Below are 26,641 nucleotides of genomic sequence, written 5' to 3'. Positions count from 1 at the left end.
GAGAGCTCAATCATTTGGTACAGCTTATTTGTCTGGGATTGTTAATACATTTAATTGGGAAAATATAGCACGTGAACAAAAAGGATTACCTAAAATTTATTGTGCAAAATCGGCATTACAATTACCTGAAGTTAATAAGTTGATGAACCAATATGCAAACTTATTTAATGGTGAACCAATCAAAAAATTTGGTGATGGGGATTTATATTTTTTTGTTAGACTTACAGTAAGATATTATCATCCATGCCCTGAAGAAAATAAATAAAGCAATACATAATAGAATCCACAAGAACCGCTTAATTGCGGTTTTTTTGTACCTATTTTTTTTGAAACATCGCAAACCCAATTCAACTTTTAATTAATCATAATTACCCCTGACTTGTAAAATCGATATCTACAAGTCGAATAAATTTAAATCATTTTTCAATCAATCATAATGCCAACACACGGCAATTCACAATAACAAGAGCCACTTAGGAATGAGTTTTAGAGGGCGCCAGATGGTTTCAATGATGATGGATGGATTAACGCAACAGAAGCAGCATCAAGATTTGGTAAACGTCCAAATGACTGGTTAATTCTTCCTGATACAGTTAATTATATCAATGCGTTAGAATCTACATACCAGAAAATCCCGTATGTAAAAACTAGCCGAGCTAGAAAAGATCGTGGTGGTACTTGGATTCACCCTAAATTAGTGGTTAGGTTTGCACGTTGGTTATCTGTTGATTTTGAGATATGGTGTGATGAGCAAATTAATAAGCTTATTCGTTCTCAGGTTGTTACTTATACAGATGAGCAAGTATTAGCAATACTAACTCATAGTCAACCGCAAACATGGGAAAAGCGATTCCAACAACCTTTTTATCAAGCATTATCAAAAATGACTAACTTGCCATTCAATAATCACATTGGCGGTTGTCCATCATTATTTGGACTGATAACTCAAAAGTGGGTTTATGGTGTCGTACTACCTGAAAAGGTTTATCAAAGTATCAAAGAGCGCACCAAGAAAGGCGAAAAAATTCATCAATTTTTAAAACCAGATGCACTAAAAGCAGTTGAAAATCAGCTAATAGCAATAACGACAATCGCTAAAGGTTGCGTTGACTATAAAGACTTTGAAGCAAGATGCTCGACAATATTTAATACACAAGGGCAGATGAAGTTTATTCTGGCTGCATAGAGGAAAACATATGACAAAGCTCACAGACAAACAGGAGCTGTTTTGTCGTGAGTATCTAATCGATTTGAACGCGACACAAGCAGCTATAAGAGCCGGATATAAGGAAACCACGGCACAAGAACAGGGTAGCAGGTTGTTATCAAATGTTATGGTGCAAAGTTATATACTGGAATTAAAACAACAACGAAATGAACGCAATAAAATAAATGCTGATTATGTTCTAAAGCGACTTACTGAAATCGACCAGATGGATGTAGTAGATATTCTTAATGATAACGGTGACTTATTGCCAATTAAAGAGTGGCCGAAAGTTTGGCGTACAACTCTATCAGGTTTAGATATAGCTATCATGGGAAGTGGTGATACTGAAGCCATCATGAAAAAAATCAAGTGGCCGGATAAAGTCAAAAATCTTGAATTGCTCGGTAAGCATGTTGATGTACAGGCGTTTAAAGAAAAAACAGAAACCACAGTTAACGTAGTAGATGAAGTGTCAGCTTTGATGCAGGAGATATCTAATGAGGTAAATTAAATGTCAAAATCAAAACAACAGCTTGAGAAGCTTAAGAAAAACCTTAAGGATAGATTTTGGCGTTTAAATAATCTTTATTATATAACCAACAAAGTAGGTAAAAAAACAAAGTTTAAAATGACACCTGAGCAGTTAGAATATTTTGAGGGTATGCATACTCGAAATATTATTCTAAAAGCACGTCAATTGGGTTTTACCACTGAAGTATGCATTATCCAATTAGATGCAGCATTATTCCAGTCTGACAAGTGCGCTTTGATAGCTCATAATCTTGAAGATGCAAAACGATTATTTAGAGAAAAAGTAAAATATGCTTATGACAACCTCCCAACAATAATAAAACAAGCTAATCCTGCTAAAAATGATGCTGCACGAGAATTGGTTTTTAGTAATGGTGGTTCACTCTATGTTAACACTTCATTTCGTGGTGGTACGCTTCGCTATCTACACATATCTGAGTTCGGTAAAATATGTGCTAAATTCCCAGAGAAAGCAAAAGAGATAGTGACAGGGGCATTTGAAGCCGTCGCTACAGATTGTTTTATTACAATAGAAAGCACGGCCGAAGGTAAAAGTGGTTATTTTTATGATTACTGCAATGAAGCTGAAAAAGCATTATTACAAGGTAAATTATTATCTGCATTAGACTGGAAATTCTTTTTCTTCTCCTGGTGGAAGAATCCACTGTATGCAATAGAGCCTGTTGAACAATTACCAACTCGTTTAAATAATTATTTCAGCGAATTAGAAGTAGAACATAAGATTAAGTTAACCGAACAACAAAAAGCTTGGTATCACGCTAAAGAGAAAACGCTTGGCGATGATATGAAGCGTGAATATCCTTCTATTCCAAGTGAAGCCTTTGAGCAATCAATCGAAGGTGCTTACTATGCAAGGCAATTCAGAGAGCTATACAAAGAAAAGCGCATCACCACGCTACCTGATAATAATCATCTCGACGTTTACACATATTGGGATTTAGGTGTTGGTGATTCAACAGCTTTATGGTTTGTACGGATGGTTGGTGATGAATATCACGTTATCGACTACTACGAAAATAGTGGTGAGGGCTTAAGGCATTATATGAAAGTGCTTAAAGATAAAGGGCAAAATCTTGGTTATGAGTACGCTGAGCACTGGGCACCACATGATATTGATAATCGAGAACTATCGGGTGACGGTAAGAGCCGTAAACAAGTAGCGAAAGAAGGCTATGAAATTGACGGTGAGAAATACAGCATTAATTTTAAAGTTGTTCCTAAGTTAAGTGTTGATGATGGCATCGAATCTGTCCGTGAAATCCTCCCACTTTGTGCATTTGATTCAAGTAAATGTGAACAAGGTATTGCCCATTTAGAAGCCTACCGTAAAGCTTGGGATGATAAAAATGGGTGTTGGAGAGATAAACCTCTTCACGACCACACATCACATGGTGCAGATGCATTTAGATATTTTGCTGTAGCTAATAAAAATAAACGTAACCGCGCTGCAGGATTATTTATGAGGTAACAATGAATTATTCAACATTAACAGATGAGCAACTATTGCAGTCTGCACAACTGGCAATTAATAACAGTCAAGATATAGTTAGACAACGCCTATCTTTTACCTCTCAAGGGGTAATAAAAAATACTAAACGAGCATTTATAGAACGTGAGTTTGGTTATCCTGAAGATTTAACATTTAGCGATTTTTATAAGCTTTATAAAAGGGTTGGCGCTGCTCGTGGGTTTGTTGACCGACTTATTGATATTTCGTGGGTTGATTATCCTAAATTCATTGATGGTGATATTCGGGAGCAAGATACTAAGTTAACCCCTTGGGAGCAAACGGTCACTGATTTATTTAACGACAAACTTTGGACATCTATTGTTGAAGCGGATAAACGAGGTATCGTTGGGCGATATTCAGCGTTAATTATTCAATTAAGAGACAACAGAACATGGGATCAACCAGTTGATACAGCAGTAACAAATCGATTACAACCACAAGATGCCATTGTTAGATTAATTCCGGCTTGGGAAGAACAATTAAAGCCGATTGAATGGAATAGTGATGAGACTGACGAAAATTATGGCCAAGTCACTATGTACCAATTTAATGAAACATCAGTTGATAGCAAATCCACCAAACCAAGAATATCTCGCAGAATACATCCCGATAGAGTTTTGATATTAAATGAAACATCGGTAATTAACTCAATTGATGACGGCTTTTCGCAATTAGAAGTTGGATATAACGATCTACTAGACATGATGAAGTATTCGGGCGGTGGTGCTGAGGGATTCCTTAAAAATTCAAGTAGACCTGTACATGTTAACTATGATCCTGATACCGACATGAGCGAATTAGAAAGAGAACTCAGAAAAAGGGGGCATGAAAGTATAGCTGATGCAATGAATAATCAAATATCTCTCTTAAATTCTGGAACTGATAGTGCGCTAATTACATCGGGCGCAACTGCTAATGTTTTATCTGTTACACCTGCAGACCCTAGTCCTGGATGGACTGTATCAACAAATAGTTATGCAGCATCAGTATTAATGCCATTTACTATAATATTCGGACAACAAACAGGACGATTAGCCTCAGATGAAGACAAGAAAGATTACGCCAAAAGAGGTATAGCAAGACGCAATGGATTTTTAACCAAGCTAATTAAAGAGTTTGTTAATCAATTAATTCGGTTGAAAGTTATTGAGCCACTTGTTAACGGAACACTCACTCTCAAATGGTCAGATTTATTAGCACCAAGCCAAGCTGAGCGAATCGATATCATGATTAAGATGTCCGACGTTAATGTCAAAGCACAACAATCTATGGGCATCCCCGTATTTACTCCTAACGAAATTCGTGAAGCTGGCGGTTATGAGCCCGATCCCGATTTAGAGGACATCGATATTGAAGAAGCCCAAGATAATAAAACCGATTCCGAAGAATCCGATATTACCGAGAAGTAAAAATAATCCTACGCTCACCAACAAACAAATTCTCCAAATGCGTAGCGAAATACAAAAACGCTACAAAACGATCAAACAATCAGTTATTGAGTACATCGAATTAAGCTTAGGCTATTATGCTAAAGAGCCAACTAAAACAGCAATATTTATCGATAACAACCTATATGTCGTAAATGCCAGTGTTAATTACACGGTTGATGGCAATCAGCTCGCTAGGGTGTTAACTCGCATTCAAGAAATTGTTGATGAAAACCTGATTAATGGCGGTATTGAGAAGTTTTGGGCTGGTAAGCTGGTTGCTGATATGTATCAAATGGGTACTAATCGGACATTTCAAAACTTATCTATACAATCACCATTGTATTCACAAGCTACATCATTAGAATCCCTGTTATTTAGTGATGCTTACATTCGTCGAATAGGACTTGCCTATACAGCAACATTTAACGACTGGAAAGGACTTGCTGATAATCTAAAGAGCGATTTGGGCTCCGTTTTAAGTAGCGCCGTGGCAAGAGGAGTTAACCCACGAGAAACCGCCGATATTATCAGTAAGCGCATTGATATCTCACATAGTAAAGCTAAAGCCATAGCGCAAACTGAGCAAGTAGGCGCGCTTCGTCAGGCTACATGGGATGAAACTAAACGTACTCAAGAAGATTTAGGACTAAAAACAGGCTTATTACACATGTCTGCATTAAAGCCTAATTCGAGAGCCACTCATGTTGCTAGGCACGGGAAAATCTATACTGTTGAACAGGTAGAGGAATGGTACGAAGAGAATGGTAACAGATTCAATTGTTATTGTGCTCAAATAACAGTATTGCTTAATGAAAAAGGCGAGCCATACAACCAATCTAGCATCGACAGATTATTAAAAGAAGCCGACGAATGGGAAGATCAATATAAACCGAAACGGCAGGCATTAACGGAAGTAGAAGAGCTTAATGACTGGTCAAGAAAGAATATTACTGAAATATCTAATATACCTAATGATATTGACACTAAAGAACTGGCGCCATGCTTAAAATTGGTATCAGAAATTCAGGAACGTTTCGATTTACCACAGTTTAGATATGCAGGGTCAATAAATGGGGATGTTCATTACTATGGTGAGCCAAATAAAAACATGCTGGCAGCATTTGCCCCAAACACCAACGCCCTAATTATTACAACAGGCAGTGTAGATAAAAAAGAATTGCTGTTGGTTGATTTATATAGTAAAACATTAGGATTCAAGAGCGAGTCGTTAAATTCCGTTATTAATCTTAAGAATCAGCGATTAACTAATATAATTAATGAAATGGATTATGTTGCGTGGAACGCTGTACCAACACCTAGAGGGGTTTATGCTCACGAAATGGGGCATGCGTTGCATAACAAACATCGGGTGGCAATTGATAATATTATTTCTAAAGCATGGGATCAAGGATGGCAATATGCGATTAGCAAATATGCGCAAGATAAGAAAAACGAATTGATAGCAGAATCCTTTTCACTTTACATTGAAAATCGCAATGAAGCTAAAAAGCGACTATATCCAGAATTATTTAAATTTTTTGAATCTTTAGATAAAGGCACCAAATGGAAAAAATTAAAAAGTTAATAGAGCAAGCCTCTAAGCTTGTTAATATGAAGCCGCTTCCTGATGATGCTGAGGAGCAGCTAAACGAAATAATCGAACAGGCAGATAGTGATGTAGAAAAGTCTATGTTATCTAGTTATGCCGAATCTCTATTTGTTGAAAGACATTCATAATCAAATCTCTTAAACCGCTTCGGCGGTTTTTTTATATTTAAAATCCACACGAGGTAAAGCATGACACTTAAAAGTGTGAATGTTTTATCTGTCGTTAATAGTAAATCCAAAATATCAACACAAATCATCGACGGTAAAGAGCACATTGTTATCAATGATGTGGTTCCAATCGTGGATGATATTGTCATGAATGGAATTTTCTATCCGGCAGATGAAATTAACAAATCTTACATGACACTGAATGACAATTTAATGCCATTAGACCATCCACGAATAAATAATGAGCATGTTTCTGCATTAAACCCACAAGCCATTAATAATTTTTATATTGGTGCGTGGGGTAGAAATGTTCGCAAATCTAACGACAGAGTGCTTATGGATGCATATATCGATAGGAAATTTGCAGAAAGCACAGAAAAAGGGCGAATGCTTGTAAATCGCCTTGATGACATGATGAATGGTAAAAACACCACGCCAATTCATGTGTCAACAGGGTTAACTTATACGCCCGACAATCAATCAGGCTCATCAAAAGGCAAACGCTACAAGTCAATTGCTCGAAATATGAAATTCGACCATGTCGCTATATTACCCGATAAACAAGGTGCAGCCACACCAGATGATGGTGTTGGCATCTTTGTTAACTCGGATGGTGAAAAATCGCCAATTGAAAATGTAAGTCTTATTGATTGTTCAGACGATTCAATAAGCAACGTAATTAGTAAAACTATTAAAGAAGTTTTAAGCGTATTTAAATTTAATCAAAAAGAGGAAGAAGACTTAATGAAAGAAAAAATCTTACTAGCTCTAAATGCTGCCGGTATTAAAACCGATGGCTTATCCGATGAGCAACTGTTAAAGGTTTATAACGAGCAAACAACCAAGGAAGCGATTGAAAAAAAGAAAGCTTCTGAGGAAGAAGAAAAGAAAAAAGCCGAACAGGAGAAGAAAAACGCAACGAATGCCGAAGATGCACCAGCATGGGCAAAGTCATTAATGAACAAGGTTACAAATCTGGAATTAGCAGTGAATGCAAACACAGAAAAAGAACTCTCTGTTAAACGAGAAGCCGTAAAAGCTAAGTTCAACATGACGCAAACCGCAGTAAATGCGCTATCTAGTGAACCACTTGATGCTTTATATGCACAGTGCGTTAAAACAGCGCCTATTAGTGGTGGCTTCGCCAATAATTCAGATAATTCACTATTAAACATGGAGGCTCCAGAGTAATGATTCGATTTAAAACAGTGATTGGTGGTCCTGCACGCAAAAACGACCCACAATCGATTGACTTAAAAACAGGTGAAGCGATTGCTCCGTGTTCACTAGTTGCCGTTATCAACAACAAGCTAGTTAAACATCCAACGGCAGGTGAGCATACTCAACCACTAGTTATCACTAATGACTATTTAGGTGGTCATGATATCCGTTCGGATGTCCCCGCTGATACAACTGGTATAGCAATCATCTGTGAAGATGATGTTACTTACCATGTTTTAGTGAAAGCTGGTGAGACTTTAAAGGTTGGCGATAAATTAACTTCTAACGGTGACGGTACATTGAAAAAAGCAAGTGGTACTGATGCTGTGCTGTTCTATGCATTTGAAACCTATACCGTTGGTACAACTGCTGAACAAGTCCGAGTTCGTAAAGCTTAAGGAGTAATAATGAAGAACGAAAAAATTATTTTTAACAAGAAATTGATTACCAATTCAGCTCAAGTTGCTCAGGCTTGGAATCAATTAAAAGCAAGTCGTCAAATCTTTAACAATGCTCAAAAACAGATGAGTGAAATGCATGGCAATGCTATTGAAGTTAATCAGGCTGCAATTTTAACTCAAGATTACTGGCGTGAAGTAGATAACGTGACTACCCGTGTTATTCGTGATGATGAGGGTGCTCCGTTACTTGATGATTTATTGTCTTTAGGTACACCAATTTCAATTGGAAAGACTGCTGCGTTATATCGTGTTTCAAGTGATGCTGGCTATGTTAATCGCTCTATGTCGGGGCAAGAGCCAGAAACATTAGATAAAGTTGTTTATGACCATTACGGTGATCCAGTTCCAATCTTTAAAACTGGTTATGCTCGTGAATGGCGTGAATGGTTAGGTCTGCAAACTGAGAATATTGACGCCATGTCAGATGACCAAGAGGCAGCAACCGCAGCGCTCCGTCGAAATATGGCGCAGTATATTTTAACTGGTGACGACAAAATCAAAGTGCAAAATTATGAGGGCAAGGGTATCACTAATCACCCACATACCAACCAAGTTGATTTAAGCGCATCAGGTTTCAATATTGACTTAACTTCAATGGCAACCAGCAATGACGATATTATTAATTTCTTCACAAAAGATTTTAACGTTGTTCTAGATGCCAACCTAGTTGCAGAAAAATTAAAATTCTATATTTCACCTGAAATCGAGCGCCGATTAAATGTGCCTTATTCAAATTCACAAGGATTTAAAGAAGGAACATTGAAAGACTACATCTTACGCTATTGCGTTTACATTGATTCATTCACCAAAACATTTGAACTAAAAGGCAACCATTTCATTAGTTATGTTCATAATGCTCAGTACATCAAAACTCGTATTGCTGCACCAATTGGCTCATTCATGAAACAACGAGTCAATCCACATGATAACTATCAAACTCTTGTTTGGTCTGCGTTTGGTTTGCAAATTAAACGAGACTTTAACGGTAAAAGTAAAGTCTTTAACGCAAGGGGTTAATGATGAAGTTAAGAGTTACACATCGTGGCTGTTACGGTCGCATTGATAGTGAGATTGCAGAGCTTCCGATTGGTCATGAGTTTGTTTCCCAAGAAATACCTATTGCTTTTGAAGGGCGAGTTATTGTATTGGAACAACAAACGACAGAACCAGAAGATAAAAAGAAAAAAGGTAAATAATTATGACGGTACAGGTAACAGCGGAAAATGTTAATCAAATGTTATCAGAGCTTGGTTATTCTGTACCGAGCTTAGTTATTGACGCAATTCTTAAAAAAGTAAATGCAATTAGTGATTGTTTGGTAGCGCGTGACTATTCAGAAGCAGACCAGCTTTTAATATTGATTTACTCAGCTTGTTTACTTGCTCAAATGCAAGGAGCCAGAAAAATAGCCTCACAATCAGCACCAAGTGGTGCATCAAGGTCCTTTAAGTATGATGACGAGGGCTTTAAATCCATGTACTCATTGCTAAAAAATCTTGATGTCCACGGCTGTACGGATTGTTTAGGTATTTCTCGTTCGAATAAGCCATTATTTTTAGTTGTGGGAGGTCACAATGAGTAATACAGCAAATTGGAGCTATACAAACATTGCAACCGTATATCCTCACATTGGATACGACGGGGAGAATAATGTTGATACTTATGGAACGCCTTATTTAATTAAATGCACATGGAAAGACGAAGCGCCAAATGTATCTGGTGCTTTTGTAGATTCATTAGGTGTTGAACGTGTTAGAAAAACTTCATTTTACACTGAAAATAATAAAATTAAGCAAGGTGATTTTATTGTAAAAGGCGATAAAACTTCATTATCGCTAGAAGCCTCAAACGCTGAAAAAGTAGAGTTTGTTCTTGAATATGATATGAGTGCTTTTGGTGAAATACCTGATTACGAGGTAGTTACATAATGACCGTTAAGGGCGTTTCAAAAGTGAATAAAAATATTCACAGGATAACTAATGATATTGCCAATATTAGAACTCAAAGGGTTATCCAGCAAGTTATGATTGTTGGTATGTCTTTTGTAGCTCCAATCACACCTAGAGATACTTCAACGCTAATTAATTCGCAGTATAGAGAACTAAAGCCAGTACCAAAAGGTTGGATTGGTCGAGTTGGCTATACTGCAAATTATGCTGCATTTGTTAACAATGCCAAAGGTACAGCAAAAGGTAAGCGTACAGGTAAAAAATCACAAGGCGATTATTGGTCTCCTAATGCAGAGCCTCATTTTGTTGAAAAGGGTTTTGAAAGAGACGGACAGCAGGCTATTGAACAAGTCATTAAAGATGGTTACAAAATATGATTTCAAACACATATCAGTCAATTAAAGATTGGTTAGTTTCTCATAATTTAATTGGTGATTATATTTTCCAATTTAGAAAGTGGGTTGAAGTTAAAAATACCCAATCTAAGCGATACATAGTTGTCATGCCTGCTGGCGGAGGTAATGCTAATGAAGCGGTAACAAAAGATTATTTTAGAATCGTTATTGTTTCAGCTATCAATGATTCCAACATTGTGGCTGTAAATGATAAAGCCGATGAAATCAGACAGTCAATGCTAGATGATTACGAAATGAATGATGTTATTTCAATGAACCCGATTAGCGGAATAACACAGTCAAACACAGAAGAAGGGCGGTTTGTTTTCGAGTTTACCGCTCAAATGATTATATCAAGATAAAGAGGTTAAAATGGCTAAAAGTAATGCAGGAACAGGGCGAAAGATTGCCGTCTATTATGTTATAGGTAATCCAGATACAAAACCTAATGATGCGGACTATAAACGGTTAGGGATGATTAGAGGAAAATCACGAGGTGTTAACTGGAATACAATTGATACTACGGCAGATACATCCGAAGATGGTACAACAGAATCAATGGTCACAACTAAAGAAAAAACAGTATCTTTTGATGGTATCTCACGTGGAGATGATATTCAAAATCAAAGTGTATTGTTAGATCACATTGAAAGCCCGACACAAGATACTGACGGACAACCTTATGCATGGATTAAAATTGTTAATCCAATCATTAATCGAGTAATTGAGGGGTGCTATTTATTATCTTCATTAACGGAAGAATATCCTTATGATGACGTCTGCACTTGGTCTATCGAAGGAACAAGCGCTAACAATGTAACAAGAACAGCTATTCCAACTAACCAAACCCCAAAAAAATCATAATATGAAACCAGTAATAACAGATATCGGGCAATTTGCTATACATATCAATGATGCAATATTTATCTTTACTCCTTCCTTTTTGAATATGACAAAAATAGGAACACCAAGTGAAATAGTTAAAACTTTTTCTATTATTTTGGGTGCTGAAGATAGTGTTTCGGAGCAATTGTTTATTGATTTAGTTGATAAGGTTTTAACTGCGTGCTGTGAGTCAGATTGCTCTGTTATTACTGGGTATTTAGAAGGTAATGAAAATAAATTAGTTACTGTAGATGGATTAACAATTCATGACAGAGTCATTTTGGCACAACATCTTTTGAAACATGGCTTAATTGGTGAGTCTCAGCTTAAGAAAAAAAGTGATAATGCTGATTATAGCGATGAATTTCATGCTAAGAAGTTCGTATACATGGCGGTTGCTCATTTGGGGATGAGTGAGGTTGACGCATGGAATATGTCGATGACGGCATTTCAAGAAGCAATGGAAGCTAAATTTCCGACAAATGATAAAGAAATTATCTCTCAAGATGACTATGATTCAGCGATGGCTTATGCTGATTCAGTTGTGGGATTAAATAGCTAGCGAAAACGACGAAAAGAAAGACTTGCTAAAGCAAATAAACATCCAAAAAACCATTGATTTTGAGTTAAAAATTACGATTTTTAACATATTGATTTATAACATTAAATTAATTACCCTAACTATAGGAGAAGAGTGTTCATCATAAATGGGTGAAATTAAAACTTTAAAAATGAGTTTAAGCCGATTTTTTAAACAAACCCTAGTAGATGCTAAACACTACTAACTAATAATCATTAAACCCGCCAAGTGTGGGTTTTTTTATGCCCATCATCCAACCAACCAACACAAGTTTAACCCTCACATGAATAGCACGACGGTGTGAAAGTGAAAAGCTGCCTACCTTCAGTGGATCACTTTCATGTGAGATTTTTTTTGAAAGGTAAAAGGAGATATTCAATGAACAATTTAAAAAAATTAGAAGTTCCATTCTGTAATACAACAATTCAAGCGGTGGAACATAACGGTGAGCTTTATGTATCAATGCGGCCGATCTGTAAGAATATCGGCTTACAGTGGGGGTCACAATATAATCGTATTATGCGAGATGAAGTGATGAAAACAGCCGTCTTCATTATGAAGACAACTGCTAGTGATGGTAAGAAATATGAACATGTATTTTTACCACTATCAATGCTAAATGGTTGGTTGTTTGGCGTTAGTACCAAGAAAATAAAACCTGAGTTAAAAGACAAGCTAATTAAATATAAACGTGAATGCTATAACGTTCTTTACCAATATTGGACTAAAGAGCGATTTGAATTCATGAAGGAAATAAATAGACTGCTTTTTGAATTTCAATATGAAAAAGAGGGAGCAAGTCAAGCTGGAAGAATATTATCAAATTGGAAACGTATTAAACCTAATATAGAAAATAAACTTAATTCATTAATGAATCAATCACAACTCCAGCTAACCGTATAAACCACCTTTCGGTGGTTTTTATTGCCAAAAATTTAAGAGGTTCACATGTCATTTGAAGCAGGCAGTATTTCATACACAATTGATGCCAAAACTGGTGCTTTATTAACAGCGGATAAACAAGTATCTAGTTTTAACAAAAGAGCGCAAGAGGGGTTTGAGCGGACAGCAGCGTCAATGAGCAAACTAACAAGCGTTGCTAAAGCTGTATCTGCTGCTTTAGTTTCCAGCCAAATTATTTCTTATGCTCAGAGCTGGAATGAGCTAGAAGATCGTATTCAAAATACTGGCGCAACAGCATCGCAAACTAAAGACATTTTAGATCAGCTACTAGTAACATCTGATAGAAACGGTCGTACTATTGAAGAAACCTCAGAGTTATATATTCGTTTGTCGAATTCAATGGGTGAGCTGGGTTATAGCACACAAAGCACAATATCTTATATTGGCTCAATGTCAGACTTATTAACAATCAATAAAACTAGTGCAATAGGTGCTGAATCAGCTATAAATGCACTCACTAAAGCCCAAATGAGAGGTAAGCTCGCTGGGGTTGAGGCAATGACGGTATTTAGTAATATGCCAAGTGTTTTAGGAACATTGACTAATTATCTAAAGAAAAATGCTAAATCAACTGCTGATGCTGAGAAGATTACTGAACAATATGTTAAACAATTAGCTAGTGACGGCAAATTATCTATACAAACATTTACTGATGCGCTGATAGACTCTAATGTTGAACTAGATGCACTTGCCGATAACATGCGAAATACCGTAACTGACGGTATTAATCGTGTGACTAACAATCTAAAAAAATACTTTGGTGAATTAAATAACTCCACAGGTGCGACTAAATTACTCGTAGATTCACTTATTCTCATGTCTCAGCATGTCGATATCTTGATGACTGGTGTTGGTGCTTTAGCAGCAATTTATGCGGGTAAATATATTACATCATTAGCTAGTGCTACTAAGCAGAGTGCTGAAAAAGTCATTAATGATATAAGGCTGGCTCAAGCTGAAAAAGCAGCAGCGCAAGCAGCGTTACAACAAGCTCAAGCTGAAGTTGCTCACTTAAGAGCGGTTCAGCAGTCACTAGCTGCCCAATTAAAATTAGCGCAAACAGAAACAACTAGAAACGCAATTAGAAAGCAGTTAAAAGCCAATACAGACGCCCTAACTGCAGCTACAAATCAGCAAACAGCAGCGCAAGCAAGACTTGATACAGCGATGAAAGCAACATCTTTTGCTGCGAATGGTTTGCGTTCAGCGATGGCTTTATTGGGTGGTCCAGCTGGTCTACTATTACTTACCGCTGGAGCATTGGTAACATGGTCGAGTAAAGCGGCAGAAGCTAAACAAAAAGCTTTAGAATTAACCGATGAAGTAGCAGCGTTAGCAGAAAAATATAAAGGTTTATCTAAAGTACAAAGAGAAGCGTTTGCTATAGATTTAAAGAAACGAATTCATGAACAGAATAAGGCGATTGAAGAGCAAGACAGGAAAATTACTAATTTAAAAAATAAGATTAAAGCAGGATATGGAAAAGGCAGGAATGAACAAGAAAGGGTTGCAATTCTTAACAAACAAATAGAAGCAGAAGAAAAGCTCAAAGCCGTGATAATTGAGGGTCGCAATAAATTAGTTGATCTTACGGACGAGGTTATAATAAAAAATCATGAAATGGCTGATTCTACAGATGAAGCTGCGAAGTCTGGAGAAAATTTAGCAAAAAGCTGGGATGAGGCGTCTCAAAAAGAAATTAATAAAAAATTAGCGAGTTTATCAAAAGAGCTTGATATTGCGACGTTAAAAGCAGGGGAAAACAGCGAAGCGGCTTTTATTTTAGACGGTCTTTATTCCGTGCTAGGTGATAGCGCTAATGAATATCGAGAAGATTTAAAACTGCTCGCACTCGGTCAAACAGAATTTACTAAGCTCACTAAAGATCAAGCCGCTGCATTACAACCTTTGGTGATGCTTTTAAAATCTTTATCAGCAGAAAACGACAAGATTAAAGCTAATCAAAAAAGCTCAAGAGGCACAACACGAACTTACTCAGAAGAAATAAAAAAACTTAAAAATCAATTAGAAGTAGCTAAGTTAGAAGCTAAAGGCATGACTGTTGAGGCAAAAGCTTTAGCAATAAGCCAGCAAATCGGTACTAAAGCGACAGCAGCACAAACAGAAGAACTTAAACGATTAATTCAAGAACAAGAAAACTTGCAAAAATCACAATCTGGTGAAAATTTTGCAAAACAAGAAATCTACAATAAAAAATCACCTTTAGAACAAATAGATATTGATGAGCAGGAAAAACTAAATAAGTTAAACGAATGGCGAGCAACAGGACTTGCCAACGAACAAACTTATCAAGATGCTTTAACTGCAATAACTAAAGATGCTGTAGATAAAAGAAAGAAACTTGAAGACGAAGCCGCAGAAGCTAAACTAAAATCTACTAGCGCTATATTGCAATCATCTGCAGATTTATTCGGCGGAATGTCTGATATGCTGGGCGCTTTTGCTGGTGAATCAAGTTCAGCATATAAAGCACTTTTTGCTATTAGCAAAGGGTTTGCGATAGCTGACGCTATGCTTAATTTAAATTCCGCAATTATGAAAGCAATGAACGATCCGACGGCGGTTACAACATCAGCAAAAATGGCAAATATGGCTGCTGTAGCAAGCGCTGGCGGGCAGGTTTTATCAACACTCAAAGGACTTACCTACGGAGGTGGCCGACTTCGAGGTGGTGGTGTTGATGTTGGTAAAGCCTATAGAGTTAATGAAAGTGGAGAACCTGAACTGTTTGTAGCACATGGAAAACAATACATGATTCCAAATAAAAATGGTGAGGTTATTCCATCTAATAAATTAAGCGGTTCAGCTGGTAGAACTATCATTAATAATATTACGCAAAACATTTCGTTTGGAGAAAATCAAGATAATACAACAGCAGCTAATGAAACAGCTAGAATGTTGAAGCAAGCGATAAAAAGCGTAATGCAGGAGGAACAACGCCCTGGAGGGATGTTAAATCGTCGTTGATTTAATGGGTGAATTTTCATACCATTACTTAAAATTTAAGGAGATGGTATGAAAAAGATTGTATTGCTTGGGTTGATTGGATTTATTTTAACTGGCTGTGGTGATGACAAGGTTACTAAAGAGTATCTTGTAGGCGATTGGCGGTGTAATTGGGAATCATTTGAAAGAATGGATAGTGGTCGTGAAGAAAGTTATGGTGATGCTGTAGATAAAAGTGAATACATTCGAACGTATAAAATAATGGATGGCAAATTATATCATATTTATGATGGAGATAAGCAAGAGCTTTACGATGTTGACAAAATTAATAGTAATCCAACGCATGAAATTTTAAATGATGACAGTACGTTTACTGGTCAACAAAAGCTTGAAAAAATAAGCAATGATCAATATAGATATGTAATTGCATCAGAATTTAAAAAAAATTCAAATACGACAAATGTAATAGATATCAGAAGCAAAGAAGTAACAACTTGCACTAGAATAAAATAACCATTGACTAAGGTTATTTATGAGGAATGTATGAAAAGAATTATATTAATCAGCCTAGTTAGCCTTATTTTAACTGGTTGTGGTGATGATAAGGTCACTAAAGAGTATCTCGTCGGTGATTGGCGTTGCAAAGATAATCAGTATCAAAGGCACAACGTAGGAGTTAATGAAGACTTGGGCGATCCTGTATCCTCAATTGAGGACACTACAACATTCAGAATAATTAATAATGAACTTTATCAAATAAGCAAAGATAGAGGAAATATTCTTATTGACCTAAGTAAAGCGGATTTATCCAAAGATGAAATATCTGATACTTATAAAACTCATATTGTGAATACCATAAAGGCAATTGATAAAGACACATTTAAAACAGTACTAATAACAGAAATAAAGAATATTAACAATGACACCAACATTATTGATCTTAGAACGAAACTAGAAACTGTCTGCACAAGAATAAAATAGGTATCAATTATGTGGTTATTATACGGTATTGCAATATTTGGTGTAGTTATAATGGTGCTTTATTATGGATTACTTTTTTTTCAACAACAGCAAATAAAAAAGTTGGTTAATCCAGATAAATACGAGTCTTCTAATCGTTCATTGGAAGCTAGCGTTTCAGAGAATAAATATGCTGGAATGAAGCATGTTAGTGATGTTGGTGATTTGCATGAGGATGAATTGCTTGGATACAAGAATATTCGTAGCGATCATGTGGTTACGTATAAGAAGTCAGAAGGTTCAAAAGATTATAAAAACCTCGAAAATTCTTTTGATAACAATTTAAATCATAAAATAATGAGCCGTAAAAATGCAGAGGATGATTGGTTAGACTGGGTTGACGATGATTGTATTGTAGAACAAAAGAGAGCAGGAAAGAAAAAAGCCAGATTAAGCAAAAGAGAATGGCTTGAACCATTAAAAAAACTTCCAGATCAAGTTATCATTGATATGCATTTTAAAATTTTATCTTTAATAAAGAAACATTATAAGCTGAGAGCACAGGGTAAAAATTTGGATATCGCAATTGATTTCTGTGAACAAGGCATTACTCTGTCAAGGCTTGTTATAGAAGCAATGAAAAGAAAGCACGCCGAAATATCCTCTATCGCGGAACAGTATACGGGAAAGCGTGATAAGTTTTTTTATCCCAGCAACCCAGCATATTCTCAGTATGCTGTAATTTTAAAAAGGCAGAAGAACTTTGATAAATTAGCTGTTATAAATGCTAAAAAAGAGGCTGAGGGGTGGGGTAAAGGTGATGATTATTGAGTTAAATAACTATTCACTACCAAAGCAATTCAAACCCTCTAAGAGGGTTTTTTAATATCTAAAATAAGGGTTACGGTTATTTTTTATTTTGGGAATGAAGTATATCATTTGCAAATGATAAGTATGAGCGTAATAATTTACTTCTATATTCATTTGTTTTCTCATCAAGCATTTTTAAAATTTCTAGCGCACCTTTATATTCTATTGGGTGTTCATTTTTTGAATCCATTGAAACAAATGATAAAGAGTTTATTAATTTCTCAGAATTACTATCTAATAATTTTTTGGATATATGGTCATCAAGAGCAGCAATAATTTCGTTGTTCATTGATCTGCCATTTTTTTTAGCTAACTCAGCAATTTTATCTCGCATTCCTTCAGGGAATCTTACAGTAAACTTATCCTGCAATTGGCTTGGGAATTTCTTTTCCATGATAAAGTCTCAAAAAATTTTTGAATATATAATAATGTCAACTTGACATTATTGTAAATAGTGTTAAATTAACACTAGTGGCAAATAGCCACCGCAAAAAGGAGAGAAGATGCAAAAAGAGAAATTTATAAAATTCACTTTTAGAATACGTGAAGATGTTCATAGTGAAGCAAAGGCAAGAGCTGAAAAAGAGGGAATATCTTTAAATTCAGCTTTACATCAAATGGTTGTAAGAGAACTGGAAAATAACAAAAGGAGAGAAACAAATGTCTAAAAAAGCAAAAACCCCAAGTGCTGCAACACTTGAGGTCTCAATAATTAATCCCACTAGAAAAGGAACTAATATATTGAAAAATGATACATCTTTAGTTAATAAAAGTCAATTGACAATGTCTAGCCGTGAGATAGCAGAGTTGACAAATAAACGTCATCCAGATGTAAAACGTGATATTAAAAATATGTTAGAACAGTTAGAAATAGGTGTGAGCAATTTTGCTCATACCTATAAAGATGTTCAAAATAAACAACAAACAGAGTATTTACTCCCCAAAAAATACATTGAATGTTTATTAACTGGCTACAGCGTTCCTTTGAGAATGAAAGTTATTGATCGTATGCACGAACTAGAAGAAGCAATAGCTTGGTCAACAGACAGAAAACCAACAGTTTTACCAAAACACATTGGCTTAGCTGAATATAGAAAAGCCAGAGCAATATCAATGGCAACTAAATCAGCAGAAGTTATTTGTAATCGATTCAATAATCTTAGCAAGCCATCTCAGCAAGTTATCTTTGCAAAAATGGTTAATAGTTCAGTAAATGAAGAATTAATCCCTATGCCAATTTTGGAAAACAAAACATTTTCGGCTAGCGATGTGGGTAATATGCTTAATATATCCTCAAACATGATTGGTCGTATAGCTAATAGGCTCAACTTAAAAACAGGTGAATATGGAATTTTCGTACTCGATAAATCTCGCTCATCTGATAAACAAGTTGAAACTTTTAGATATAACGAAAAAGCAATAGATGTGATTAAAACTCATCTAATTAATAAAGAAATTGCTTAACTAATTATTATAAGCCCTCTATAAAAAGGGGGCTACTTGAGGATGTAGATATGTCAAACACAAAATTAGAAACAATCCAGTTTCACAGCCAACAATTAATCGTTCTTAATTATCAAAATAAACCGTACGTAGCAATGAAACCAGTTTGTGAAAATATTGGTTTGGATTGGGCTGCTCAACTTAAAAGAATCAAGCGCCATCAAGTGTTAAGAGCAGGTATGGTCATCATGACCACACCTTCAAAACAAGGTTTACAAGAGTACGTTTGCTTACCAATTTCAATGATCAACGGTTGGCTTTTTGGTATTGAAACTAGTCGGGTGAAACCAGAAATTAGAGCTACATTAGAACAATATCAGCTTGAATGTTTTGATGTTCTTTATAGTCACTTTATGCCAAAAGTAGCACAACAATACCCTAATACAATCTCACTCGAACAACAACAGCAAATCAAGCAAGCGGTAAATGAACGTTCATTTAGAACAGGCGAACATTATCAAGCGATTTATACCAAGCTTTATGAGCAATTCAAAATACCTCGTTATCAAGATTTGCCTGCCTCTAAATTTGATGAGGCGATTAAGTGGTTAGGTGGTGTGCATTCTCGAAGCGGATTATCTGATGAAGATTGGTATGATTTAGCGTGGTTATATAAAGCCGCTGAAAGAATGCGATATCAAATAGAATTAATAGAGCCTGCATTGAGAGTGATTGATTCAGGTTTTAGAGGGGCTTTCTATTCAATGGCTCGTGAATATAAGCGGACTTTAAATGATGCTAGAATAATCATTAATAGAGAAACAGCGCATATACAACCTAAAGGGATAGCTGATAATTGGCATAGAGTTTTGCCAGTTATAAAAAATAGTTAATTCTAAATTGTTATATAGATTTGGGTGCAAGCATTTTTTATTTAATCATGCTTGCATTTTTATTTATATAGTTTATTATGCAAGCATGTTTAATAACGAGATGCTTGCATGAATAATAAATTAAATAAAGAAGATACAAAAGAAAACAACAAAGTAACGGGTAAGTCTGCTGGTGGTTTGGCAAGGAGTCAAAAACTAACGCCAGAGCAACGTAAGGAAATTGCTAAAAAAGCTGCGATTTCTAGATGGGGTAAAAAACCTTTAAAAGCAATTCGTAGAGGAAATTTTAAAGAAGATTTTGGCATTGATGTTGATTGTTATGTTCTTGATAACGAAATCAGTACGGCTGTTATCAGTCAAAGAGGTATGGCGGAAGCGCTTGGTTTAGCTGGTGGTGGAGGAACAGCTTTTATTCGATTCACTAGTGGTGCAACTATTGGTAAATATATTGGTCCTGAGCTTGAGAAAAAAATTAAAAATCCTATTGTTTTTCAAAGCTCTACAACTAAAAGTTCAGGTCCGGAAGTCACTGTATATGGATATGATGTTACAATTTTAATTGATGTTTGTGAGGCAATTTTAAGCGCTGAAAGAAACGGTGAATTAAAAGTTAATCAAAAACATGTGGCCGATCAAGCTAAAGTATTATTATCCGCATCAGCAAAATCAGGAATACAAGAATTAGTTTATAAACTAGCTGGTTTCGACTCAACTAAAGAACAATTTGTTCAGGCATTCAAGAGATTTGTTGTTGAAGAAGCTAAAAAGTATGAAAAAGAATTTCCTGTTGAGTTATATGTAGAATGGGCTAGGATTTACAATTTAACCATTCCTTCAAGAGGTTGGCCTTGGGAGTTTAAAACTTTAACAATAAATCACATTTATACACCACTTGCAAAAAGTAACGGTAAAATTCTAGAATTATTGAGAATAACAAAATCAAAGGGTGGTGACAGAAAAGATAAACTATTCCAATTTTTGAATGATGTTGGGACTCGAGCATTAAGAATGCAACTTGGTCGAGTTCTAGAAATGGCTGAATCCTCCAAAAATAGAAAAGAGTATGAACAAAAAGTTATTGAACGATTTGGGGGGCAGGCTGAATTAGATATAGTCCAAGAAGAGTAGTATCTTTTTTTAAAATTAATACCCAAAATTATCAACAACCCGCCAAGTGCGGGTTTCTTTTATTCTTTGTTAACAAATTTTGTCATATTATGAAGTCATTAGCGAAGAGTTAAAAATCTAAAAGTTCAGGCTTAATATGTAGTGCTTCAGCAATTTTAATCCGCGTTGTTTTTCTTAACTTTTGGCTTTTTTCATATTGAGAATATGCTGACTGGCTAATACCGATTCTATTTGCCACTTCAACTTGAGATAAATTCAAATATTCACGCCACGCCTGAGCTGGCGAATAGGTATTATCAAAAACCATGTTAACGACATCGCTTAGAATACCTGTTTCAATATCGATTGTTTTATTCATTATTATTTTTATGATTAACATCAATATATGCATTATATAAGTTTAGGTAAAAATATAAATAATTAAAATTGATAACCACAGTTGACATTTCGGGGTGTGTAAGATATAATTGTTTTAAATCAAAACAGGAATAAAGCATGATTACTGTAAGTTACACACCACAAATGGAAAAATGGCTGAAGTCGCTTAAAGATAAAACTGCAGCAGCTAAAATTAAAGTTCGAATTCGTCGTATGCAGGAAGGTAATTTTGGTGACGTTAAACCCGTCGGCAGCGGTGTATCAGAAATGCGCATTCACTGTGGAAAAGGGTACAGGGTTTATTTCGCTAACCGTAATAATGAAATTGTTATTTTATTGTGTGGTGGTGACAAGGATACACAACAAACAGATATCAAAATTGCTAAAGAATTAGCAAATAAATGGGGTTAATTATGACTACAAAACTAAAAACTTTTGATGTGGTTGATTTTTTAAATACTGATGAAGAGATGCAAGAATATTTAAATGCCGCAATAGAAGAAGGAGACCCTAAATTTTTATTTATTGCACTTGGGGATATAGCTAGAGCTAAAAACATCAGTCAGCTTTCACGTGATACAGGTATAAGCCGTGAGGGTATTTATAAAGCGTTATCAGGTGAGGGGAATCCTACTTTTAATACAATTTTTAAAATTGTTCAAGCATTAGGATTGCAAATGCAGTTTTCCTCACAAAAACATGCTGATTATTGCTAACTGAGCATGGAAAATCTAATGTAAATATACAAAATAAAATCAAACCAAACCTAAAGCTCGCAATTGCGGGCTTTTTTTATGTCTGGAGAAAATATGGAAACATTCCACTGGAGACCGCAAAACAGTTCTACTACGTCAGTTTCACCAAGGGTGAAGGTGATTAAGTTCGGTGACGGTTATGAGCAGCGCTTTTGTGACGGCATTAATAATGACTTGCGCTCATATAGTGTTTCGTTTGTTGGTTTAGTTGAAAATATTGATTTAATCGAAAATTTTTTGACTAGATATAACGCAGTTAAATCGTTTTTATGGAAAGAACCTAACACTCACAAAACAATAAAGGTTGTGTGTCGTTCTTGGACATCAACGGTAAATGGCGCAGCTAAAACGGTTTCAGCAACATTTGAGGAGGTGGTTGCATGATACCAAAAAAAATGCTACTTGATATGACCAAAATTGCACAAGATGCGATTATTGATTTATACGAGGTCGATTTAACGAAGATTGTCGGTAATAAAACAATATTTCGCTTTCATAATGGATTAAATGAGCTTAGGCGACCTGTAACATGGCAAGGTAATATTTATGAGCCATACCCTATCAAAGTTGAGGGGTTCCAGAAAAATGGGCAAGGAACCAGTAACAGACCAACAATGAGCGTCAGTAATGCAATGGGATTTATTACGGGCTTAATTGCTGATTTTGACGGCTTACTTGGCGCAATTGTCACACGCCATGAAGTACCAATTAAATACTTAGATGCCGTTAATTTCGAGAACGGTAATCAATATGCTGACCCGTTTTGCGAAATCATCTCAAATTATGTCATTGAACAAGTTAAACAACAAAACGCCATGGTTGTTACGTTTGAATTAGCGTTACCGTGTGAGTCAGACGGGGCATTAATTCCTGCTCGTGTGATTATTGCGAACACTTGCAGTTGGATATATCGCTCGTCAGAGTGCGGTTATACTGGTGGGTCTGTGGCTGATGAATTTGATAACCCCACAAACGATATTACGAAAGATAAATGTAGCCGTTGCCTAAATGGTTGTAAGCTTCGTTTTGGTCAACACGGCATTCTTCCATTCGGCGGTTTTCCAACTGCCGCAAAACTCTCTTAATTAATTATGAAAACACAAATACTAAATCATGCAAATTCTTGCGGTGAGGATGAGTGTTGCGGATTTGTTATTGATGATAAAATTTATCTTCCTTGTAACAATACCTCACCCACACCAACAGAGACATTTGAAATTTCGCCAGATGACTGGATAAAGGCTGAACGGAAAGGAAAGATAACCGCTGTAGTTCACTCTCACCCTGACGGTTTTCCGATACTCAGCGAGGCAGACCAATTTTACCAACAACAAACCGAAATTGATTGGTGGTTGGTCTGTAATAACGAAATCTATAAATTTAGATATATCAAACCATTAATTGGTCGGGAATTTGATCACGGTCAAACCGATTGTTTAACGTTAGTTCGTGATGCGTACATGCTGGCAGGTATTAATTTACCGGACTACGAGCGACAGGATAACTGGTGGCGCAACGGGTTAAATATGTATCTGGATTTGTTACCTCAAAACGGTTTTGAACGAGCTGATGAGCCACAGGCAGGAGATATTATCCTCGTTTGCCTCGGCTCGTCAGTGCCTAATCATGCAGCCATATATATCGGTAATCAATTTATCTTACATCATTGTCCAAACCGTCTCTCTAAACGAGATTTATATGACGGATTTTGGCTTAAGTACACACATTCAGTTTGGAGACATAAACAATGGCAATCGTCAAATTTCACGGCAATCTTAAACAATATGGCGATAAATTCAATATGAGCGTAGAAACAGCAGCGGAAGCGATGAACGGCTTGTATTGTCAAATTAAAGGCTTGAAAAAGCAAATCATGGACGGCTATTTCCGAGTACGAATTAACGGCGTAGATATGAGCGAGGACAATTTACAGTTTGGTCTGCATAGCCGAATACCACAAGATGCTGTTATTCATATTGTACCTAAAACAGAGGGCGCAAAAGGTGGGGCATTCAGCTTTATAGCTGGTGCGGTGATGTTCGTTGTTGGGGCAATCTTTTATTGGACGCCAATGGGGTATCCGTTAATGGCAGCGGGGCTTGGATTAATGATTGGAGGTGTAGCCATGATGTTAACCAAGCTACCCAAAACAGACAAATCGGCAGATGGCGGCACTAATAAAAACACCTATTTTTCTAATCTGGACAACACGATAGCGCAGGGCGCACCTGTTCCCCCTTGTTTCGGTAAAATAAAAATCGGCTCTAAAGTGCTTTCACAGGGGCTTGAAATTTTTGATGACACAGTAGATTCAGATAAACCATCGTTTCCCTCACCAGGACAAGATGGTAACAATATTGCAATTAAGGAGCCAGTATAAATGGGTAAAGGTTCAGGAAAAGCAAAAACGCCAAAAGAAGCGCAGGATAACCTAAAATCGCATCAGCAACTGAGTATTATTGATTTGCTGTGTGAGGGGCAGATAGAGGGTCCAGTAAACGGACTACAAAGCATATTTTTAAATGATACACCAATTCAAGCCCCAGATGGTTCATATAATTTCAAAGGTGTTGAAGTTGAATGGACAGCCGGCACCCAGTCACAAGCGCCACTTGAGGGCTTTTCAGCAACTGAAAATGAAGTGCCTGTTAATTTGGAGGTGAAAGCAACAACGCCGATTGTGAGAACCATTACCGACCCAAATATCGATAGAGTACGTGTCACGGTTGGTGTGCAGTCGTTAAGCTCAACAGATAAAAAAGGCAACATCAACCGCACATCAGTATCAATGGAAATCCAAATCGGCGTGGGCAGTATTTGGAAAACGGTAAAAACGGTAGATTTAATCGATAAAAAAACACGCTCACAGTATTTAACCTCGGTTATTTTAGATGATTTACCACCCAAGCCGTTTAACATTCGAGTTGTGCGCAAGACTCCAGATAGTACATCATCACTGTTAGTTAATAATACGCTATGGAGTTCATACACTGAAATCTATGATACTAAATTTTCATATCCGAATACGGCTGTTGTTGGCTTGAAGTTTGATTCATCGCAGTTCAGTGGCGTACCGCGTCGAAATTATCTTATTAAAGGGATGATAATTAAAGTGCCAGACAATTACGACCCAGAAACGAGAGAGTATAAAGGTTTTTGGTCGGGAGGGTTCAAGCTGGCTTGGACCGATAATCCTGCGTGGGTGTTTTATGATATCTTGACTAATTCACGTTATGGGTTAGGTGCTAGGCTGGGTCAATTTGGCGTTGATAAATTTGCACTATACACAATTGCTCAATACTGCGACCAATTAGTGGATGATGGCTTTGGCGGTAAAGAGCCAAGATTTACCTGTAATTGCTACATCACAGAGCAACGACAAGCGTATGACGTCATTCATGATTTATGTTCAATATTTCGGGCGATGCCTATTTGGGATGGCACGCAATATACAGCTATAATGGATAGACCGAGTGACCCAGTTGCTATTTATTCAAATGCCAATATCGTAGATGGGCAGTTCAATTACACCTCAGCAGCGCAAAAATCACGTCATACTGCTGTCCATGTGCGTTATATTGACCCTAATAACAATTGGGAACCAACAACTGAATATGTTGCTGATGATGAGTTAATCAAGCGCTTTGGGTTGAATGTGGCGCAAATTGATGCGTTCGGCTGCACATCTCGAGGGCAAGCGCACAGGATTGGTAAATGGTTAATTCAAACTGAAAAATTAGAGACACAAACTGTCACATTCAGCGTGGGGCGAGAAGGCATTCGTCACTTCCCAGGCGACATTATTGGTATTGCTGATAATGATTTTGCAGGTACCACAATCGGTGGGCGAATTTTAGAAACAAATGGTAGCACCATTACGCTAGATCGTGATATTGACATTAAAAATATAAAAAATGCATATATAAGTGTCACGGATACAAATATACAGCTACAAAAAGTCAAAATCCAAGCTCAGGTTCAACCTAATCAAATTGTTTTGGAGAATAGTGTTAGTGTCGATGAGTATTCTGTCTGGGGCTTATATGACAATAATATCAAACCTCGATTATTTAAAGCATTAACGATTGCTGAAAATGATGACGGGACTTATTCTATTACTGCGTTACAACACGAGCCCAAGAAAGAAGAAATTGTTGATAATGGCGCTAAATTTGAAGTAGAAAACGGTAGTATTTTTGGTTGGTCAATTCCGCCCGTTGAGCAGTTACAAACTGAAATTATACCCGAATCCGACCTATATCAAGCTCGTTTGTCATGGTCAACACCAAGAACGATTCAAAATCTGAAATTCGAAGTA

General features: G+C 36.4%; 34 protein-coding genes and 1 pseudogene. 33 read left to right on the top strand and 2 right to left on the bottom strand.

From position 1 onward, the window contains the following. The 22 genes and pseudogenes from J3U16_RS11480 to J3U16_RS11375 form a co-directional block, all read left to right on the top strand. Positions 1-265 (top strand): hypothetical protein (locus tag J3U16_RS11480; RefSeq protein WP_267343122.1); only part of this gene is annotated, 265 nt, incomplete at its 5' end. Between the two features lie 240 nt (positions 266-505). Further along, positions 506-1,186, top strand: a pseudogene (locus J3U16_RS11475) (KilA-N domain-containing protein); the annotation flags it as partial. Between the two features lie 10 nt (positions 1,187-1,196). Beyond that, positions 1,197-1,718, top strand: coding sequence for a terminase small subunit (locus tag J3U16_RS11470; protein WP_267331528.1), 522 nt, complete (start codon positions 1,197-1,199; stop codon positions 1,716-1,718). Next, positions 1,719-3,227: a hypothetical protein gene (locus J3U16_RS11465; RefSeq protein WP_267331527.1), complete on the top strand. Its 1,509-nt coding sequence runs from the start codon at positions 1,719-1,721 to the stop codon at positions 3,225-3,227. It abuts the gene before it with no gap. Between the two features lie 2 nt (positions 3,228-3,229). Beyond that, positions 3,230-4,678: an anti-CBASS protein Acb1 family protein gene (locus tag J3U16_RS11460; RefSeq protein ID WP_267343120.1), complete on the top strand. Its 1,449-nt coding sequence runs from the start codon at positions 3,230-3,232 to the stop codon at positions 4,676-4,678. Further along, on the top strand, positions 4,620-6,284 hold the full coding sequence (locus J3U16_RS11455) for a phage minor head protein (RefSeq protein WP_267331525.1): 1,665 nt from the start codon (positions 4,620-4,622) through the stop codon (positions 6,282-6,284). Before J3U16_RS11460 ends, J3U16_RS11455 begins: the two co-directional genes overlap by 59 nt. 26 nt (positions 6,285-6,310) lie before the next feature. Continuing rightward, positions 6,311-6,436: a hypothetical protein gene (locus J3U16_RS11450; protein WP_267331524.1), complete on the top strand. Its 126-nt coding sequence runs from the start codon at positions 6,311-6,313 to the stop codon at positions 6,434-6,436. Between the two features lie 60 nt (positions 6,437-6,496). After that, positions 6,497-7,666, top strand: coding sequence for a DUF2213 domain-containing protein (locus J3U16_RS11445; protein ID WP_267331523.1), 1,170 nt, complete (start codon positions 6,497-6,499; stop codon positions 7,664-7,666). Next, a complete protein-coding gene (locus tag J3U16_RS11440; RefSeq protein ID WP_267331522.1) occupies positions 7,666-8,094 on the top strand; it encodes a hypothetical protein in 429 nt (142 codons plus the stop codon). The genes J3U16_RS11445 and J3U16_RS11440 overlap by 1 nt, the downstream gene beginning before the upstream one ends. Before the next feature lie 9 nt (positions 8,095-8,103). Further along, on the top strand, positions 8,104-9,174 hold the full coding sequence (locus tag J3U16_RS11435; protein WP_267343119.1) for a major capsid protein: 1,071 nt from the start codon (positions 8,104-8,106) through the stop codon (positions 9,172-9,174). Positions 9,175-9,176: 2 nt separating this feature from the next. Further along, a complete protein-coding gene (locus J3U16_RS11430; RefSeq protein ID WP_267343118.1) occupies positions 9,177-9,353 on the top strand; it encodes a hypothetical protein in 177 nt (58 codons plus the stop codon). A gap of 2 nt (positions 9,354-9,355) precedes the next feature. Then, on the top strand, positions 9,356-9,739 hold the full coding sequence (locus J3U16_RS11425; RefSeq protein WP_267343117.1) for a DUF7370 family protein: 384 nt from the start codon (positions 9,356-9,358) through the stop codon (positions 9,737-9,739). Next, positions 9,732-10,085 (top strand): hypothetical protein, encoded by a 354-nt coding sequence (locus J3U16_RS11420; RefSeq protein WP_267331518.1) that lies wholly within the window; start codon positions 9,732-9,734, stop codon positions 10,083-10,085. The genes J3U16_RS11425 and J3U16_RS11420 overlap by 8 nt, the downstream gene beginning before the upstream one ends. After that, a complete protein-coding gene (locus J3U16_RS11415; protein ID WP_267343116.1) occupies positions 10,085-10,483 on the top strand; it encodes an HK97 gp10 family phage protein in 399 nt (132 codons plus the stop codon). Before J3U16_RS11420 ends, J3U16_RS11415 begins: the two co-directional genes overlap by 1 nt. Beyond that, on the top strand, positions 10,480-10,863 hold the full coding sequence (locus J3U16_RS11410) for a hypothetical protein (RefSeq protein ID WP_267331516.1): 384 nt from the start codon (positions 10,480-10,482) through the stop codon (positions 10,861-10,863). The genes J3U16_RS11415 and J3U16_RS11410 overlap by 4 nt, the downstream gene beginning before the upstream one ends. Positions 10,864-10,873: 10 nt before the next feature. After that, positions 10,874-11,365, top strand: coding sequence for a hypothetical protein (locus J3U16_RS11405; RefSeq protein ID WP_267331515.1), 492 nt, complete (start codon positions 10,874-10,876; stop codon positions 11,363-11,365). Position 11,366: 1 nt separating this feature from the next. Further along, the gene (locus J3U16_RS11400; RefSeq protein ID WP_267331514.1) at positions 11,367-11,948 is read left to right on the top strand and encodes a DUF6246 family protein; all 582 of its coding nucleotides are present in this window, start codon (positions 11,367-11,369) and stop codon (positions 11,946-11,948) included. Positions 11,949-12,344: 396 nt separating this feature from the next. Further along, the gene (locus tag J3U16_RS11395; protein ID WP_267331513.1) at positions 12,345-12,869 is read left to right on the top strand and encodes a phage antirepressor N-terminal domain-containing protein; all 525 of its coding nucleotides are present in this window, start codon (positions 12,345-12,347) and stop codon (positions 12,867-12,869) included. A gap of 45 nt (positions 12,870-12,914) precedes the next feature. Beyond that, a complete protein-coding gene (locus J3U16_RS11390) occupies positions 12,915-15,917 on the top strand; it encodes a tape measure protein (protein WP_267343115.1) in 3,003 nt (1,000 codons plus the stop codon). A gap of 48 nt (positions 15,918-15,965) precedes the next feature. Then, complete coding sequence (locus J3U16_RS11385; protein WP_267343114.1) at positions 15,966-16,409, top strand: hypothetical protein; 444 nt, start codon at positions 15,966-15,968, stop codon at positions 16,407-16,409. A gap of 30 nt (positions 16,410-16,439) precedes the next feature. After that, positions 16,440-16,877 carry a hypothetical protein gene (locus tag J3U16_RS11380; protein WP_267343113.1) on the top strand — a complete coding sequence of 146 codons (438 nt, stop codon included), beginning with the start codon at positions 16,440-16,442 and terminating at the stop codon, positions 16,875-16,877. A 9-nt stretch (positions 16,878-16,886) separates the two neighbouring features. Next, positions 16,887-17,687 carry a hypothetical protein gene (locus tag J3U16_RS11375; protein ID WP_267343112.1) on the top strand — a complete coding sequence of 267 codons (801 nt, stop codon included), beginning with the start codon at positions 16,887-16,889 and terminating at the stop codon, positions 17,685-17,687. Positions 17,688-17,763: 76 nt separating this feature from the next. Here J3U16_RS11375 and J3U16_RS11370 read toward each other — a convergent pair whose 3' ends face one another. Further along, the gene (locus tag J3U16_RS11370) at positions 17,764-18,120 is read right to left on the bottom strand and encodes an Arc family DNA-binding protein (RefSeq protein ID WP_267343111.1); all 357 of its coding nucleotides are present in this window, start codon (positions 18,118-18,120) and stop codon (positions 17,764-17,766) included. 109 nt (positions 18,121-18,229) lie between these two features. Between J3U16_RS11370 and J3U16_RS11365 the strand changes: the two genes are divergently transcribed. The 4 genes from J3U16_RS11365 (at position 18,230) to J3U16_RS11350 (ending at position 21,190) form a co-directional block, all read left to right on the top strand. After that, positions 18,230-18,394 (top strand): toxin-antitoxin system HicB family antitoxin, encoded by a 165-nt coding sequence (locus J3U16_RS11365; RefSeq protein WP_267342153.1) that lies wholly within the window; start codon positions 18,230-18,232, stop codon positions 18,392-18,394. Further along, positions 18,387-19,190 carry a Rha family transcriptional regulator gene (locus tag J3U16_RS11360; RefSeq protein WP_267343110.1) on the top strand — a complete coding sequence of 268 codons (804 nt, stop codon included), beginning with the start codon at positions 18,387-18,389 and terminating at the stop codon, positions 19,188-19,190. Before J3U16_RS11365 ends, J3U16_RS11360 begins: the two co-directional genes overlap by 8 nt. Positions 19,191-19,240: 50 nt before the next feature. Next, complete coding sequence (locus J3U16_RS11355; RefSeq protein WP_267343109.1) at positions 19,241-20,062, top strand: phage antirepressor N-terminal domain-containing protein; 822 nt, start codon at positions 19,241-19,243, stop codon at positions 20,060-20,062. Positions 20,063-20,170: 108 nt separating this feature from the next. Beyond that, positions 20,171-21,190, top strand: coding sequence for a P63C domain-containing protein (locus J3U16_RS11350; RefSeq protein ID WP_267343107.1), 1,020 nt, complete (start codon positions 20,171-20,173; stop codon positions 21,188-21,190). Between the two features lie 109 nt (positions 21,191-21,299). Here the strand turns inward: J3U16_RS11350 and J3U16_RS11345 are convergent, their stop codons facing one another. Then, entirely contained in the window at positions 21,300-21,548 is a 249-nt protein-coding gene (locus J3U16_RS11345; protein ID WP_267343105.1) for a helix-turn-helix domain-containing protein, read from the bottom strand. Between the two features lie 137 nt (positions 21,549-21,685). Between J3U16_RS11345 and J3U16_RS11340 the strand changes: the two genes are divergently transcribed. The 7 genes from J3U16_RS11340 to J3U16_RS11310 all read left to right on the top strand — a co-directional run. Next, positions 21,686-21,979: a type II toxin-antitoxin system RelE/ParE family toxin gene (locus J3U16_RS11340; protein WP_267338502.1), complete on the top strand. Its 294-nt coding sequence runs from the start codon at positions 21,686-21,688 to the stop codon at positions 21,977-21,979. Positions 21,980-21,981: 2 nt separating this feature from the next. Next, positions 21,982-22,284: an addiction module antidote protein gene (locus J3U16_RS11335; RefSeq protein ID WP_267338503.1), complete on the top strand. Its 303-nt coding sequence runs from the start codon at positions 21,982-21,984 to the stop codon at positions 22,282-22,284. A gap of 93 nt (positions 22,285-22,377) precedes the next feature. Then, entirely contained in the window at positions 22,378-22,707 is a 330-nt protein-coding gene (locus tag J3U16_RS11330; protein WP_267343103.1) for a phage tail protein, read from the top strand. Beyond that, complete coding sequence (locus J3U16_RS11325) at positions 22,704-23,408, top strand: phage minor tail protein L (RefSeq protein ID WP_267343101.1); 705 nt, start codon at positions 22,704-22,706, stop codon at positions 23,406-23,408. The genes J3U16_RS11330 and J3U16_RS11325 overlap by 4 nt, the downstream gene beginning before the upstream one ends. Before the next feature lie 6 nt (positions 23,409-23,414). Further along, on the top strand, positions 23,415-24,128 hold the full coding sequence (locus J3U16_RS11320) for a C40 family peptidase (RefSeq protein WP_416380758.1): 714 nt from the start codon (positions 23,415-23,417) through the stop codon (positions 24,126-24,128). Beyond that, positions 24,071-24,703, top strand: a complete 633-nt coding sequence (locus J3U16_RS11315) for a hypothetical protein (RefSeq protein ID WP_324169881.1) — start codon at positions 24,071-24,073, stop codon at positions 24,701-24,703. Before J3U16_RS11320 ends, J3U16_RS11315 begins: the two co-directional genes overlap by 58 nt. Beyond that, positions 24,704-26,641: host specificity protein J (locus tag J3U16_RS11310; protein ID WP_267343099.1), on the top strand; the 1,938-nt coding region annotated here is incomplete at its 3' end.

The sequence above is a fragment of the Gilliamella sp. B3023 genome (genome assembly GCF_026536845.1).
GTDB classification, from domain to species: Bacteria; Pseudomonadota; Gammaproteobacteria; order Enterobacterales; family Orbaceae; genus Gilliamella; species Gilliamella apicola_E.
This window is presented reverse-complemented; position numbering and strand designations above follow the sequence as displayed.